This window comes from Rhodococcus parequi (assembly GCF_046042785.1).
GTDB lineage: Bacteria > Actinomycetota > Actinomycetes > Mycobacteriales > Mycobacteriaceae > Prescottella > Prescottella parequi.
This window is the reverse complement of the sequence record NZ_JBDLNV010000006.1, coordinates 186,370-201,642: the sequence shown is the minus strand read 5'-3', so window position 1 is coordinate 201,642 and position 15,273 is coordinate 186,370. Positions and strand designations below refer to the sequence as shown.

Below are 15,273 nucleotides of genomic sequence, written 5' to 3'. Positions count from 1 at the left end.
GAGGTTCGGTGACGGAGCGGACGAAGACCGGAACCCGCACTGGGCGTGTTCGCATCGACGTACAGCACGTGCCCACTGCCGAGGTGCGACGCCGGCCGAAGAACCGGAAGGCGCAGATCGCGGCGGTGGCCGCCGAGGCCTTCACCGAGCGCGGCTACCACGGCGTCAGTATCGACGAGATCGCCTCGTCCGTCGGCATCTCCGGGCCTGCCCTGTATCGCCACTTCCCGAACAAGTACGCACTGTTCTCCCAGGCCGCGACGGAGCTCGCCGCAGCCTTGGAGAGGGCCGTCGCGCAGGACGAGGCCGACCAGGATGTCACCGACCCGGTCGAACGGCTGGACCACCAGATCCTCGCGGCCATCAGAACCACCGTCGCCAATCGTCGGACGGCCGGGCTCTACCGCTGGGAGAGCCGCTACCTCGAACCGCCCGACCGTGCGTCGGTCCTCGGCGCGATCGAGGCGGTCAACCGCCGTATCGGCGCAACACTCGAGGAGATCCGGCCCGACATCAGCCACCGCGACTCGGTACAGATCTGCGTCGCGATCCTCGGCGCGGTAGGGAGCATCACGGTCCACCGGGCCGCCCTGCCGGTGCGACGACTCGAGCGGCTTCTGCTCGACGCGTGCCGATCGATCGCGCGCACCGATCTTCCCGCCGAGTCGCAGCCCGCCGACACCCACGCACGGAACTCCGGAATTCCGCTGTCCAACAAGCGGGAAGTGGTGCTCAACGAAGCGATCCTGCTGTTCCACGCCCACGGCTACCACGAGGTGAGCATCGAGGAGATCGGTCAGGCCGCCGGCATCAACGCCTCCGGGGTCTATCGCCACTTCGCGAGCAAGTCGGACCTCCTCGCCGCGGCTTTCCATCGAGCGGCGGAGCGTCTGGCCGTGGCGGTCAGCACCGCTCTGGGCGACTCCAGCACCCCGCAGCAGGCCCTGGAGTCGCTCGTCGAGGTCTACGTGCGCCTGTCGTTCGCGCAGTCCGAGCTCATGAGTGTGTACTTCGCAGAGATCGGAAGCCTGCCGGCGCCCCAACGCACGGATCTGCGAAACACTCAGCGGCTCAACGTTGAAGAATGGGCGCGACTTCTCGGCGAGGCCCGACCAGATCTGTCCGTGCCCGAGTGCCGCTTCCTCGTCCACGCGGCTCTGAGTCTGGTGCTCGACGTGGGCCGCGTCATGCACTTCGAGCCGACCGCGGCCAACGAAGCCCGGGTCCAGGAGCTCATGCTCGCCACTCTGTTCGGCGCAGCGAGCCGCACGTGACCGTGTCCGCCACCGCCGCGGTACTTCGCGCGCACCGCGAGCCTCTCCGCCTGGAATCCGTGCGGGTGCCGGAGATTCGCAGCGACGAGGTACTGGTGCGCATCCACGGTGTGGGTATCTGCCACACCGACCTCACGGCCGCGGACGGTGGTGTCCCGTTCCCGTTGCCGGCGGTGCTGGGCCACGAGGGGTCGGGTGTCATCGAGGCTGTCGGCGCCGCGGTCACCGGACTCGCCCCCGGCGACCCGGTGGTCCTCGGGTTCGACTCGTGCCGGGGCTGCCGCAATTGCGCCGACGGGCGGCCCGCCTACTGCGAGAACTCCGCCGCACTGAACTACGGGGGCGTCCGAGCGGACGGAAGCACCACACTGACCGACGTCCACGGTGATGCCGTGCACGGCAACTGGTTCGGGCAGTCTTCGATGGCGTCGTACGCGGTGGCCTCCGCCCGCAACGCGGTCCGTCTCCCCCGTGACGTGCCCGTCGAACTTGCCGGGCCGCTCGGCTGCGGCCTGCAGACCGGGGCCGGCACCGTCCTGAACGTGCTCCGCCCGGCGCCCGGATCCGCGATCGCGGTGTTCGGCCTCGGCGCCGTGGGAATGTCCGCGGTCATGGCCGCTCGTGTCGCCGGGTGCGAGACCGTCGTCGCCGTCGACCCGCTCCCGGCCCGCCGGGAGCTCGCTCTCGAGCTCGGCGCGACGGTGGCCCTGTCCCCCGTCGCTACCGACGATGTCGCGCGGGCGGTCCGGCGAGAGTCCGGCGGCGGCGTCGATTTCGCGGTGGAATCGGTCGGTACCGAACAGGTTGTCCGTCAGGCACTGTCGTCGCTGCGCCCGCCGGGAACCTGTGCGACGCTCGGCCTGCGACCCGGACGCAATCCGATGACGATCGACCAGGGTCACCTCCTGCACGGGCGGACGCTCACCGGTGTCATCGAGGGCGATGCCGATCCACTGGTCTTCCTGCCGATGCTGGTCGACCTGTGGCGTCAGGGTCGCTTCCCGGTCGAGAAACTGGTACGAACGTTTCCGATCGACCGGATCGACGACGCGATGTCCGCGACACGGTCCGGTGAGGTGGTCAAGGCGGTACTCACGTTCGCGGACAACGACACCGGAGGACGAACATGAACGTACGAGACGAGGTGGCGGCGCTGCGCGCGCGCACCGACCGGATCGATCCGCGGGAATTGGATGCGCTCTGGGACCGGCTGGCGCCGTGCCGTCCACGAGACCTCGTCGGGTATCGCTGGCGGGGATTCGCCTTCGCCACCGGCCACCGCACGAGCGCGCTGCTCGAGCGCGCCCACTGGTACGGCAAAGCGTTCGCGAGCGAATCCGACGTCCAACCGCTGCTGTGCCGCGGGGACGACGGGCAGCTGTTCTCCGACATCGGAACCGGTCACGGCGAGGCCAGCCTGTGGGAGGTCCTGTTCCGCGGCGAGGTGACCGCGACGATGGTCTACGACGGTATGCCGGTGTTCGACCACTTCAAGAAGGTCGACGACGACACCGTGATCGGCGTCATGAACGGCAAGGGCAAGCTCGTGTTCGACGGCGACGAGCACTTCTGGTTCGGACTGGAGCGGGACGTCGCGCTCTGACCCCGGAGCGCCCGAACGCGACGTCGACGATCAGATCAGGTGTCGGTGTGCCGCGAGCCGGCGGCGCATGTCGCGCAGGTAGAACGTGGCTGTGACCTGCCGGAGCGGCCGCGGCACCCGCCGGTAGACGGCGGGGAGCACCGTCATGAGACGGTCGAAGCGGCGCTGATCGCGGGGACTCCACGGCAGCGCGAACTGGTCCCGCACCCGGGGCGGCAGCAGCCCGATCGTGAAGAAGCGCTGCAGCGGCATCGTCAGACGGACGGGCAACGGCGCCCTGCCGCCGGAGAGCAGTCCGCGCACGTACGCACGCACCTGGTCGTCGACCTCGGCCGTCTCGATCATTCGGTCCCAGTACGCGTCGAACTCGGCGCGGGTGGCCGGCCACATGTCGTCCTTGACCTGCAACGCCGTCCCGTACACCGCGGACTGTCGGTACAGCCGCTCCGCGTCGGCATCCGCGACCTCACCGAAGAATCGCCGGTACATGTCGGAGCCGTTGCGGTACAACGTCGCCGCCACCCACAGCTGCAGTTCCGGATCGAACGCGTTGTACCGTTCGGACCGCACGGGAACGTGCGCCTTGTTCACCAGCCGCACCACCTCCTGCTTCTCCTCGGGCGTGCCGAGGGTGACGGCGTACACGTAGGTCATGGTGGTGCGCAGCCGATCCAGCGGGCGCTCGAGCGTCGTGCTGTGTTCGGCGACGCCCCTGCCGACCCCCGGCAGCGCCAACTGCAGCAGGACGGTGGCTCCGGCGCCGATCAACAGCATGGACTCGCCCACGAAGTCGGCGAGGTCAAGTGATCCGGTGGACGGGTCCACGGGCTCGGGCAGCGCTCGGCTGGGTCGAGCGGTGGCATCGATCGTCATCGTTCATCGCTTTCGTCGGGTGATGGACGGTTGTCGGTGATTCCCAGATCCCGATCCGCTCGAGGTGCGCCACGAGCCGGTCGGCCGCGTCGTCGAACTGGATCCGAGTGTGCCGCACGACGGCGGCGCGATCGCTCGCACCGATCGCCGCGATCAGGTCGGCGTGCGTCCGCACGGCGAGCGCTCCCCACGCGGCATCGGCCGCGTACAGCTGGTACGGGGTGTAGCGGGCCGCGCTGGCGAGGAACCATGCGAGCTTGGGGCCGCCCGCGATGCGACACAGCTCCCGATGGAACTCGTACTCGGCCTCGGCGATCCGCTCCGGGTCGGTCGCCTCGACCGCGTCGCGCAGCACCGTGTTGAGGGCCGAGAGTCGGGCCAGATCGCCGGCGTCCGCCGACCGGGAGGCACGGACTGCGAGTTCCACCGTGATCCGGCCCTGCAGCCAGAAGATGTCGTAGACGTCGTCCCGGTCCAACGGGGAGACGACGTATCCGCGGTTGGGGACCGACTCGATCATCCCCTCCCCCCGGAGCGTCAGCAGCGCCTCCCGTACCGGGGTGACGCTGACCCCGAGTTCGGCCGCCGTCTCGTCGAGACGGACGAAGGTGCCCGGACGGAGCCGGCCCGACATGACGGCGCCACGCAGGTGTGCTGCCACGTCGTCGGAGAGTTGGGTCCGGCGAAGCGGGGCCGTGGGCCGGGCCGGCGCAGCCATGTCGTCTCCCTACAGCCCGAACGTCTTGCCGATGATGTCGCGCTGGATCTCGTTGGTACCGCCGTAGATCGACGAGACCAACGTCCTGCGGACGTGGCCTTCCATGTCGAATTCGGTGGCGTACCCGTAGCCGCCCATCATCTGCATGCCCTCGAGCGCCACCTTCTTGGCGGTCTCGGTGGCCTTGAGCTTCACCATGGAGGCCTCGCGGGGGAACATCTTCGTCGGATTGTCGTCGACCAGCCGCGCCGTGTTGTACACCAGCAGCCGGGTGCACTCGATCTCCGTGGCCAGATCGGCGATACGGTGCCGCAGAACCTGGAAGGTCCCGACAGGACGCCCGAACTGCTTTCGCTGCGTGACGAATTCGAGCGCATCGTCGAACGCCCGCTGCGCGGTGCCGAGCATCATGGCGCCGAGGATCAGGCGTTCGATGTTGAGTCCGGTCATCAGCTGGGTCCACCCCTGGCCCACCTCGCCGACCACCGCGTCGTCGGGGAGCAGCACGTCGGTGAGGTACAGATCGTTGACCTCCTTGCCTCCCATCGTGGCGATGCCGCTGATCTTGAGCCCCGGCGTGTCGGCCGGGAGGTGGAACATCGTCAGTCCCTCGTGCTTCGAGCCGCTGCGGTCGGTCCGCGCCACCAGGAGGATGTTCTCGGCGATGTGCGCGTTGGAACACCACGTCTTCTGTCCGTTGATCAGCCAGCCGCCGGACACCTTCTCGGCCCGGCAGCTGAGATTCCCGACATCGGAGCCGGCCTCCGGTTCGGACATCGAGATCGACTCGGACGCACCCCGGACGATGCCCCCGAGCACGGCCTCCTTCTGGGCGTCGGTGCCGAACTTGGCGTATGCGGCGCCGGTGATGAGCGTCGGGCCGATACCGCCGATCGGCGCCATTCCACGGGCGGCCTGTTCCAACAGGATGCACATGTCGACCGCCGTACCGGCCGAGCCGCCGTACTCCTCGGGCACCGTGACGCCGAGCCAGCCCAGGTCGGCCATCTTCAGGTACAGATCCTGATTGTGGTTGTGCTCGCCACGGCCGGTGAGCGCGTCACGCTGCTCCCGGGTACCGCACTCCTTGCGGCAGAACGCGGCCACGGCCTGCGCGAAGTCCTGCTGCTCGGAGGTGAAGTCGATCGTCATCTGATGTGCTCCTGCCTGCGAAGAGTCGAGTGAAGCGGGGGCTCGAACGCCCCGATCCGGTGCGGATGCCGCGCGTGGGGGTTGTCCACATCTGCCGGGACCAATAGTGTGAGCGTCAACACAGTAAATCACATCACATATATGTGATGCGATCCCCGGCACGGAGGAAGCGTGACATGACCCGAGAACTGTCTTCGAGCGACGCTGCACCCGGATCACCCACCGCCCCCACCCGCGACGGCGCACCGACCACCTTCGCTAGCCTCGACCCCCGCACGGGTGAGACCTTGGCGGAGTACCCCGTCGCGACCGCACCGGACGTGCGCGCCGCCGTCGAGCGGGCGCGCGGTGCGGCCAGGTGGTGGGATGCGCAGGGCTTCCGCGGCCGCCGCGACTGGCTCCTGGAGTTCAAGAGGGCCATTGCCTCGGACGGTGACGGCCTGGCCCGGGTGATCTCCGCCGAAACCGGAAAACCGCACGACGACGCCTTGCTCGAGGTGATGCTCGCCGTCGAGCACCTCGACTGGGCCGCCCGCAACGCGAAGAAGGTCCTCAGGCCGCGCCGGGTACCGTCCGGGCTGGTGAGCGCCAACCAGTCGGCCACGCTCGGCTACAAGCCGCTCGGGGTCGTCGGCGTCATCGGACCGTGGAACTACCCCGTCTACACGCCGATGGGGTCCATCTCGTACGCCCTCGCCGCCGGCAACGCGATCGTCTTCAAGCCCAGCGAGCTCACGCCGGGCGTCGGCAAGTGGCTCGAGGACAAGTGGAACTCCCTCGCGCCCACCCAGCCCGTACTGCAGGTGATCACGGGACTCGGTGCGACGGGCGCGGACCTGTGCCGCGCGGGCGTCGACAAGATCGCCTTCACCGGGTCCGGCCCCACGGCCCGCAAGGTCATGGCGGTGTGCGCCGAGACCCTCACTCCCCTGGTCGCGGAGTGCGGCGGCAAGGACGCGATGCTGGTCGCCGAGGACGCCGACCTCGACAAGGCCGTGGAGTTCGCCGCGTTCGGCGCCTTCGGCAATGCCGGCCAGACGTGCGCCGGCGTCGAGCGCATCTATGTCGCCGAACCGGTGTACCGCCAGTTCCTCGACAAGTTCACCGCCGCCGTCGAGCGCGTCCGGCCGGGCGGATCCGACGCCGACACCTACGGCCCGATGACGCTGCCGCGCCAGGCCGACGTCGTCCGCAATCACATCGCCGACGCCCTGGACAGGGGCGCCCGGGCGGTGATCGGAGGAATCGACTCGGTCCACGATCGATTCGTCGACCCGGTAATCCTCACCGACGTACCGGAATCGTCGTCGGCGGTGTGTGAGGAGACGTTCGGCCCGACCGTCGTGGTCAACAAGGTCCGCGACATCGAAGAGGGCATCGAGCGCGCGAACGCCACGTCGTACGGCCTCGGCGCATCGGTCTTCACCTCGAACCGCAGCCGCGGCAAGGACATCGCGGACCGGTTGCGCACCGGCATGGTCTCGGTGAACTCGGTGCTCGGGTTCGCCGGAATCCCGTCGCTGCCGTTCGGCGGCATCGGCGAGTCCGGGTTCGGCCGCATCCACGGCGCGGACGGCCTGCGCGAGTTCAGTCGGCCCAAGTCCGTCACCGTCCAGAAGTTCTCGGCACCATTGAATCTGCTGACACTCGAGCGGTCCGCGCGCGACATGAAGATCTCCGCGTGGATGCTCAAGGCCCGGCACGGACGGTGACCGCGATGACCCTCACCAACGGTCGCCGCGCCGGAGTCTTCCCCGCCCCGGATCGCGACCCGCACCCCCGGCCGGGGCGGCAGGGATGGGTGAAGGTCATCGAGGGCCTCGACCCCGTGACCCAGCACCAGGACATCCTGCGCATCACCTCGGGATACGAGTTCCCGTGGGACTACCAGCGCTCCCTCGAGTTCGCACTGTTCCGGACGTACTGCGTACCGACGATCTCCGAACTACTGGCCCGCACAGGAGAGTTCGAGAAACGTCCCCAGAAGCGCTACGACGACACCGCGCTCCTGATGAGCGAACTCGTCGAGCACGGCTACGACTCGCCGCGCGGTCGGGAGTCTCTCCGCAACATCAACCGGATGCACGGTCGGTACTCGATCGCGAACGACGACATGCTGTACGTGCTGTCGACCTTCGTGTACGACCCGATCGACTGGATCGACCGCTACGGCTGGCGCCGGTTACACCCCCACGAGCGGCTCGCATCGTTCCACTTCTACCGCCAGGTGGGAATCCGCATGGGAATCAAGGACATCCCCGATTCGTACCAGGACTTCCAGCGGTTCAAGATGGACTACGAACGGGAGAAGTTCGTCTACAGCGACGACAACCACCGCATCGGCACGTACACGCTGACGCTGTTCCAGTCGTGGTACCCGAGATTCCTCGCCGCACCGGTCGCGGCGGCGGTGTACGCGTTGATCGACGATCGCATGGCGGCCGCGTTCGGGTTCCCGAAGGGATCTCCGCGCGTGCGCGCGGCGGCCGAGACGGGTCTGCGGGCACGATCGGCGGTGGTCCGGCTGCTGCCCAGGCGCCGGGTATCGGCAGCAGCGACCGATCCGAACAATCGGACGTATCCCGGCTATCCGGTGGGCTACTGCCCCCGCGACCTGGGTGTCGAGCACAGTCGGTCTCAGCGGGCGAACTGAGTTCCCCTGCGGCCGAACGCGTCCTGCACCGCGTCGATCCCCGCGCGCACGGCGGGGCCGGCGCCGTCGGCCCGCCAGACCGCGTAGATGTCGCGGTGTAGGCGCGGTTCGGTCGCCACCAACGCCACACCGTCCGGCGCCCGGTCGATCGCCAGACGGGGCACCAGCGCGGCGGCCAGTCCGGCCGCCGCGAACGCGAGGTGTGTCGAGACGTCGGACGCCTCGAAGTCCACCCGCGGTTCGAACCCCTGCCGACGCAGTGTGAGCACGAGCCACTCGTGGAACGCGGTGCCGGCCCCCCAAGCGACCCAGGGCATGTCCGCGAGACTCGACAGCGGCACCTCGGTGTTCCGGGCGAGCGGGTGGTCGAGGGGCAGGGCGAGGTCGGCGGTGTCGTGGTGGATCAGCCGAGACTCCAGGTGCCCGGGGATGTCGACCGGAGCCGACTCCCAGCTGTCGACGACACCGACGTCGATGCGCCCCCGGACGACGGATTCGAGGGTCACCTCGGTCTCGGCCTCGGTCACCGTCACGTGAAGCGGATACCGGGACAGCAGCGCCCCGACCGCCGAGGGGAGCACCAGCCGCGACGCGGTCACGAACGCCCCGAAGCGCAGAGGTCCCACCACCTCGCTGCGCATCGCGGCGATCTCCGCTGCGACTCCGGATGCGCGGGCCAGCAGTTCGCCGCCGCGCCGGGCCAGTAGCTCCCCCGCGGGCGTCAGGCGCACCCCGCGCCCCGCCGGCTCGAGCAGCGCGACGCCGACCTCGCGCTCGAGCTTCGCCAGTTGCTGCGACACCCCCGACGGCGTGACGTGCAGGACCCGCGCTGCCGCCGCGACCGACCCGCACTGGGCCACCGCGCACAGCGCACGCACTCGGTCGAGGTTCAACACGGAAGCAACACTACCGAATCTTGAGAAATCTTTCTTAGTTGTTGTTTATGCAGGTAGAGCCAACAATTGACCGCGTGCAAATCGTCGAATTCCGCAGCGCCCCGGCGGCGCCCCACCGGGCCCGCCGCCGGGTCGCCGACCCCCGCGCGCTCGCCGTCGCGGGCGCCGCCAGCATCTCGCTGACCGCGGTGTTCATCCGTCTCGCCGACGTCTCCCCCGCGACGTCGGTGTTCTTCCGCTGCGCACTGGCACTGCCGCCGCTGGCCGTGCTCGCATGGATGGAGTACCGCCGCGGCACGAGGCCGAGCCGCGGTGACACGGCGCGGTTCGTCGTCGCCGGCGCCCTGCTCGGTGTCGACTTCGCACTGTGGTCGCAGGCCATCATGCTCGTGGGCGCGGGCATCTCCACGGTGCTCGTGAACGTCCAGGTGGTCGTGGTGCCACTGCTGTCGTTCGTCTTCCTGGGCACCCGGATTCCGGTCCGGTTCGTCGCGGTCGTCCCGGTGTTGTTCGCCGGGATCGCGCTCACCGCCGGCATCGCGGACACCGGGTCGACGGGCCCCGACCTGCTGTGGGGTACCGCCCTGGCCCTGCTGTCGGGTGTCGCGTACGCGGGATACATCTTCGTCGTCGGCGGTCGGGGCTCCGCGGACACCGCCGGGACGCAGGTCCTGTTCTCGACCGCGGCGGCGGGTGTCGTCGGCTCCGCACTCGGATCGACGTGGGGCGGCGTCGACCTGACGCCCGGCTGGGCCGCATTCGGCTGGCTCGCGGCGCTGGCCGTGTCGGCGCAGGTGGTCGGCTGGATGCTGCTCGGTCGTTCCCTCCCCCGTCTCGCGCCCGAGGTCGGCGCGACACTGTTGCTCCTGCAACCGGTCCTGGCGATCGCGGCCGCCATGATCCTGCTCGGCGAACGGCCCACCGCCCTGCAACTCGTCGGCTGCGCGACCGTCGTCGCGACCGCGTGGTTGGTCGCGTCGCGACCGCACAGGTCCCGCTGAACGAGATTCTCGTTTCATTTACGCGACGCCCCGTCCACGCTGTGACACCGGACACGCGTCGAGTATCACCGTGCTGCCCGGCACAACGACTCAGACACCCAGGAGGCTTCTCTAGATGTACCCCGGATTCCACGCCGCGACAGCCCCCGATCGACCCGCGGTCGTCTTCGCGCCCACCGGCGAGGTCGTGACCTATCGCGAGCTCGAGGACCGCTCGAATCGACTGGCGCAGCAGTGGTTCGCGCTCGGACTGCGGAAGGGTGACCACGTCGCGATCCTCGCGGAGAACCATCCGCGGTTCCTCGAGGTGTACTGGGCTGCGGTGCGCTCCGGGCTCTACATCACGGCCGTCAACTGGCACCTCACCGCCGACGAGGCCGCGTACATCGTCACCGACTGCCAGGCACAGCTGATCGTCACCACGCACCGGCTCGCCGACCTCGCGACCGCGATCGTCGACGAACTCGCCGACCGGCCGCACCTGTTCATGATGGACGGCGTCGTCGACGGCTTCGAGTCGTACGAGGAGTCGATGGCGACATTCGAACCGGTGCCGCTCGCCGAGCAACCCCGCGGCGACATGATGCTGTACTCGTCGGGAACCACGGGTCGTCCCAAGGGCATTCGGCGCCCCCTCAGCGGCATCACGATCGACGACCCGCGCGGCATGAACGTCGGCTACTTCGCACAGACACTGCTGAAGATGACCGATCAGTCGACGTACCTCGTTCCCGCGCCGATGTACCACTCCGCCGCGCTGCAGTGGTCGGCCGGCGCGCACGCGGTCGGCGCCACCGTCGTGCTCATGGAGCGCTTCGACGCCCGCGAGTTCCTGGCGACGATCGAGAAGTACTCGATCACGCACACCCAGGTCGTACCGACGATGATGGTGCGACTGCTCAAGCTGCCGGAGGCCGAACGCACGGCGTTCGACGTGTCGTCGCTGCAGGACTTCCTGCACTCCGCTGCGCCGTGCCCGCCCGCCGTCAAGAGTGCGACCATCGACTGGCTGGGCCCGATCGTCAGCGAACTGTACTCGGGCACAGAGGGAATGGGCATGACGTTCCTGACCGCGAGCGAATGGCTCGAGCGTCCGGGTTCGGTCGGCCGCCCGGTGCTCGGCACGCCCGTCGTGTGCGACGAGGCCGGCGACCCCCTGCCGGCCGGTGAGATCGGCACCATCTACTTCGAGCGTGACGTCGTGCCGTTCGAGTACCACAACGACGCCGACAAGACCGCCGACTCCCGGCACCCGAGCAACCCGCGCCTGTCCACGGTCGGCGACGTCGGCTACATCGACGCGGACGGCTACCTGTTCCTCACCGACCGCAAGTCGTTCATGATCATCTCCGGCGGCGTCAACATCTACCCGGCCGAGATCGAGTCGTGCCTGTCGGCGCACCCCGACGTCGCCGACGTCGCGGTCTTCGGCCTCCCCGATCCGGAGATGGGCGAGTACGTGCACGCCGTCGTCGAACTCGATCCCGGTGTGCCGGCCGACGACGCCACGGCGGAAGCACTCCGCGGTTACGTCCGCGAGCACCTCGCGAAGTACAAGGTGCCGAAGACGATCGACTTCTGCGACCATCTGCCGCGCCTGGCAACCGGCAAGGTCAAGAAGCACGACCTGCGCGACGCCGCACTGCGCGCCCTCGCCTAGCCGAAACGGGCGGTTACTGCGCTCGGCACTCGGCCGATGTCGCAGTAACCGCCCGTTGTTCGTGAAGCTAGGCGGCGACCTTCGCGGGTCGGTCGTCGGCGGCGTGCGCATCGGGCGCTTCGATCGGCCCGATCTCCTGCGCGTAGTGGAAGTGCGGACGCCGGTGGCCGAGGAACGAACCGAACCACGACATCACCGCGACGTAGCGGTTGCGGAAGCCCACCAGGTACACCATGTGGACTGCGAGCCACAGCACCCACGCGACGAAGCCGGTGAGCTCGATGCTCTTGACCTTGGTAACGGCACGGAAGCGGTTGATGATCGCCATCGAGCCCTTGTCGCGGAACTTGAAGGGCGTGCCGCGCTTGGTCTTTCCGAGGATGGTGGCCGCGACGTGGCGTCCGCCCTGCATCGCGACGGGCGACTGGCCGGGCAGGTTGTTCAGCGACGTCATGTCACCGACCGCGAAGATGTCGGCGCGGCCGCCGACGGTGAGATCGGGGTTGACGAGCAGCCGGCCGGCGCGGTCGGTCTCGCAGCCGGTGCGCTCGGCGAGCGCCGACGCGAAGTCGTTGGCCTGCACGCCGGCCGACCAGACGATGGTCTCGGCGGTGCGGCGCTCACCGGTCTCGCTGCCGTGCGCCTTGAAGGTGGCGCCGTGCTCGTCGATGTCGGTGACCAGGGTGTTGAGGACGACCTCGACCCCCGACTTCTCCAGCGACTGCTTGGTGTACTCGCTGAGCTTGCCGCCGTACGCGGGCATCGCGACACCCGCACCCTCGACGAGGGTGACGGTGACGTCGTCGGCGGTGACGCCGCGGATCGACTGCTCGAAGTAGCGGCCTGCGAGCTCCTTGATCTGACCGGCCAGCTCGACGCCGGTGGCGCCGGCGCCGATGACGATGAAGCTCAGCAGGTTCTTGCGGCGCTCGAGGTCGGTGGTGGTGTGCGCCTCCTCGAAGCAGCGCACGATCTGGGCGCGCAGGCGTTCGGCGTCGTCGACGGTCTTGAGCGCGTAGGTGACCTTCGCGAACTCGTCGCGTCCGAAGTAGCTCTGCCGGGCACCGGTGGCGGCGACGAGCGAGCCGTAGCCGAGGGTGTGTCGCTCGCCGGCGGCCTCGTAGACGAGTTCCTTCTCCTCGGGGTGCACGTCGACGACGCGGCCGAGGCGGACGTCGGCGTTGGGGTACTTCGCGAGGATCGCGCGGACCGAGGGGGCGATCTCGCCGGCCGCGAGGACGCCGGTCGCCACCTGGTACAGCAGCGGCTGGAAGAGGTGCTCGGTGGTCTCCGAGATGAGGACGAACGGCTTACCGGCCTTGGCCAGCTTCTTCGCCGTGGCGAGGGCACCGAATCCGGACCCGACGATCACAACTTCGGTCCGATCGATCACTGCTTCGCTCACGGTTGCCTCCTTCTCGAGATATTCGAGAGACCTGGTCGAGATGTATGAGAGACACCGTAGGAGCGCTAACGACATTTGCGCCAGTAAACAGGGATATTCGGAAAACAGTTATCTCGATCGCTCATAAGTAGTATGGCGTCATGGACTTCCGTCAGCTGCGCTACTTCCTTGCGGTGAGCGAAGAGCTGAGCTTCAGCAGAGCGGCGGAACGCTGCTTCATCTCGCAGTCTGCCATCAGCCACCAGATCAACAAGCTCGAACAGGAACTCGGAGCGCCGCTGTTCGAGCGGTCCACGCGGGTGGTGAAGCTGAGCCCCGCCGGGTCCCGCCTCGTGCCCATCGCGCAGGAGGTGTTGAGCCTCGAGACCAAGGCGTTCGCGGTCGCGAAGGAGCCCCGCAACCGCATCCGGATCACCGCGAGCATGAGCTTCGCGCCGCAGAGCCTCGCGGCGATCGCAGACGTCCGGGAGAAACATCCCGGCCTCGACATCGAGTTCGTGATCAAGAACTTCACCGACCGCATCGACGCGGTGTCGGCGGGCGACGCCGACATCGCGCTCATTCGCGGCGAGGTGGACCGCCCCGGACTCGAGACCGTCGAACTGGGCGTCGAGGACCTGATGATCGCGACGTCCAATCACCATCCGGTCTCGGCGTTCTCCACCGTCGAACTGAGCGAACTCGCGCCCTATCCCCTGCTGCTGCCGCCGCGGCACAGCCAGGTCCTGATCCACACGGTGGTGGAGAACGCGTTCGTCGACGTCGGACGTCGAGTCCAGATGGGTCCACCCATCGCGCGGGACCACACCGCGATCCTCGATGTCATCACCAACCCCCGCGCCTGGACGGTCCTCTACGCGAGCACGGTCGCCGAGGCGCCGCGGATGGGGCTGTGCGTGATGCGTGAGCGCAACAACCGCCTGCGGGTGCCGGTGAGCGGCATCGTCCGCAGCGGCGCGGCCTCGTCGCCGGGCCTCGCGACCCTGGTGCACTCCCTGCGTCGGACGGTGACCGGGGAGAACAGTGTGCCCCCGAATCCGCCGCAGCACATCGGGGGCACACCGGAAGAGCAGTAGCTACAGCGTCCGCCGTCCGGACAGCGCGCGGCCGAGGGTGAGTTCGTCGGCGAACTCGAGGTCGCCACCCATCGGCAGGCCCGACGCCAGCCGCGAGACCGTCAATCCCGGGAAGTCCCGCAGCATCCGCACCAGATACGTCGCGGTCGCCTCGCCCTCGGTGTTGGGGTCGGTCGCGATGATCACCTCGGCGACGTCGACCCCGTCCTCCTGGTTACCGATCCGCGTCAACAGCTCCCGGATCCGCAGCTGGTCCGGGCCGATGCCGCTCAGCGGGTCGAGTGCGCCACCGAGAACGTGGTAGCGGCCCCTGAACTCGCGCGTGCGCTCGATCGCCTGCACGTCCTTGGGTTCCTCGACGACGCACACCATCGTCCGGTCCCGACGCGGATCGGAACAGATGCGGCACTTCTCCTCTTCGGAGACCGTGCCGCACACGATGCAGAACTGGACGCCGTCGCGCACCTTCTGCAGTACCGCCTGGAGTCGGTCGATCTCCGGGGGTTCGACCGACAGCAGGTGGAACGCGATGCGCTGGGCGCTCTTGGGCCCGATACCGGGCAGCTTGCCCAGTTCGTCGATCAAGTCCTGGACGGGACCTTCGTACAAGGCGCGCCGCTCAGAACGGGAGGCCGGGCAGGCCGCCGGCGAGCGGGCCGAGCTTGCTCGCCGCGATCTCCTGGGCCTTGTTCGACGCGTCGGCGATGGCGCCGATCACGAGGTCCTGCAGCGTCTCGATGTCCTCGGGGTCGACGACCTTGGGGTCGATCGTGAGGCCGACGACCTCGCCGGTGCCCTTGACCGTCGCGGTCACCAGACCGCCACCCGCCTGGCCGGTCACCTCGGCCTGCGACATCTCGGCCTGCGCCGCCATCAACTGCTGCTGCATCTGCTGCGCCTGCGCGAGGAGCTGCTGCATGTCGGGCTGTCCACCTGGTTGCACTGGACTGGTCCTTTCGTCG

The 15,273-nt window shown here is 68.6% G+C and carries 14 protein-coding genes and 1 pseudogene; 8 read left to right on the top strand and 7 right to left on the bottom strand.

Annotation, left to right across the window (positions count from 1 at the left end; all coding sequences use genetic code 11):
* Positions 1–8 precede the first annotated feature (8 nt).
* From ABEU20_RS18115 to ABEU20_RS18105, 3 genes are read left to right on the top strand one after another with little or no spacing between them, the layout of a single operon-like run.
* A complete protein-coding gene (locus tag ABEU20_RS18115; RefSeq protein ID WP_420165766.1) occupies positions 9–1,274 on the top strand; it encodes a TetR/AcrR family transcriptional regulator in 1,266 nt (421 codons plus the stop codon).
* On the top strand, positions 1,271–2,404 hold the full coding sequence (locus ABEU20_RS18110) for an NAD(P)-dependent alcohol dehydrogenase (protein WP_420165765.1): 1,134 nt from the start codon (positions 1,271–1,273) through the stop codon (positions 2,402–2,404). The genes ABEU20_RS18115 and ABEU20_RS18110 overlap by 4 nt, the downstream gene beginning before the upstream one ends.
* Positions 2,401–2,877 carry a DUF4334 domain-containing protein gene (locus ABEU20_RS18105; protein ID WP_420165764.1) on the top strand — a complete coding sequence of 159 codons (477 nt, stop codon included), beginning with the start codon at positions 2,401–2,403 and terminating at the stop codon, positions 2,875–2,877. The genes ABEU20_RS18110 and ABEU20_RS18105 overlap by 4 nt, the downstream gene beginning before the upstream one ends.
* Before the next feature lie 30 nt (positions 2,878–2,907).
* On the opposite strand, the gene ABEU20_RS18100 is transcribed toward ABEU20_RS18105, so the two are convergent.
* The 3 genes and pseudogenes from ABEU20_RS18100 to ABEU20_RS18090 form a co-directional block, all read right to left on the bottom strand.
* Entirely contained in the window at positions 2,908–3,750 is an 843-nt protein-coding gene (locus ABEU20_RS18100) for an oxygenase MpaB family protein (RefSeq protein ID WP_420165763.1), read from the bottom strand.
* 40 nt (positions 3,751–3,790) lie between these two features.
* Positions 3,791–4,468: pseudogene (locus tag ABEU20_RS18095) on the bottom strand (GntR family transcriptional regulator); the annotation flags it as partial.
* Positions 4,469–4,477: 9 nt separating this feature from the next.
* A complete protein-coding gene (locus ABEU20_RS18090) occupies positions 4,478–5,620 on the bottom strand; it encodes an acyl-CoA dehydrogenase family protein (RefSeq protein WP_420165762.1) in 1,143 nt (380 codons plus the stop codon).
* 176 nt (positions 5,621–5,796) lie between these two features.
* Here ABEU20_RS18090 and ABEU20_RS18085 point away from each other — a divergent pair, with 176 nt between their 5' ends.
* Together ABEU20_RS18085 and ABEU20_RS18080 are read left to right on the top strand one after the other, a co-directional pair.
* The gene (locus ABEU20_RS18085) at positions 5,797–7,332 is read left to right on the top strand and encodes an aldehyde dehydrogenase family protein (protein WP_420165761.1); all 1,536 of its coding nucleotides are present in this window, start codon (positions 5,797–5,799) and stop codon (positions 7,330–7,332) included.
* A gap of 5 nt (positions 7,333–7,337) precedes the next feature.
* A complete protein-coding gene (locus tag ABEU20_RS18080) occupies positions 7,338–8,273 on the top strand; it encodes an oxygenase MpaB family protein (protein ID WP_420165760.1) in 936 nt (311 codons plus the stop codon).
* Here the strand turns inward: ABEU20_RS18080 and ABEU20_RS18075 are convergent.
* Entirely contained in the window at positions 8,258–9,169 is a 912-nt protein-coding gene (locus ABEU20_RS18075; protein ID WP_420165759.1) for a LysR family transcriptional regulator, read from the bottom strand. The genes ABEU20_RS18080 and ABEU20_RS18075 overlap by 16 nt on opposite strands.
* A 74-nt stretch (positions 9,170–9,243) precedes the next feature.
* Between ABEU20_RS18075 and ABEU20_RS18070 the strand changes: the two genes are divergently transcribed.
* Complete coding sequence (locus tag ABEU20_RS18070; RefSeq protein ID WP_420165758.1) at positions 9,244–10,170, top strand: DMT family transporter; 927 nt, start codon at positions 9,244–9,246, stop codon at positions 10,168–10,170.
* A gap of 115 nt (positions 10,171–10,285) precedes the next feature.
* Positions 10,286–11,830 (top strand): acyl-CoA synthetase, encoded by a 1,545-nt coding sequence (locus tag ABEU20_RS18065; RefSeq protein WP_420165757.1) that lies wholly within the window; start codon positions 10,286–10,288, stop codon positions 11,828–11,830.
* 67 nt (positions 11,831–11,897) lie between these two features.
* Here ABEU20_RS18065 and ABEU20_RS18060 read toward each other — a convergent pair whose 3' ends face one another.
* Positions 11,898–13,220: an NAD(P)/FAD-dependent oxidoreductase gene (locus tag ABEU20_RS18060; protein ID WP_420165953.1), complete on the bottom strand. Its 1,323-nt coding sequence runs from the start codon at positions 13,218–13,220 to the stop codon at positions 11,898–11,900.
* A gap of 155 nt (positions 13,221–13,375) precedes the next feature.
* Between ABEU20_RS18060 and ABEU20_RS18055 the strand changes: the two genes are divergently transcribed.
* Positions 13,376–14,311, top strand: a complete 936-nt coding sequence (locus ABEU20_RS18055; protein WP_420165756.1) for a LysR family transcriptional regulator — start codon at positions 13,376–13,378, stop codon at positions 14,309–14,311.
* Here the strand turns inward: ABEU20_RS18055 and recR are convergent, their stop codons facing one another.
* Positions 14,312–14,920 (bottom strand): recombination mediator RecR, encoded by a 609-nt coding sequence (gene recR / locus ABEU20_RS18050; protein ID WP_420165755.1) that lies wholly within the window; start codon positions 14,918–14,920, stop codon positions 14,312–14,314.
* Between the two features lie 10 nt (positions 14,921–14,930).
* Positions 14,931–15,230, bottom strand: coding sequence for a YbaB/EbfC family nucleoid-associated protein (locus tag ABEU20_RS18045; RefSeq protein ID WP_022593663.1), 300 nt, complete (start codon positions 15,228–15,230; stop codon positions 14,931–14,933).
* Positions 15,231–15,273: the final 43 nt, after the last annotated feature.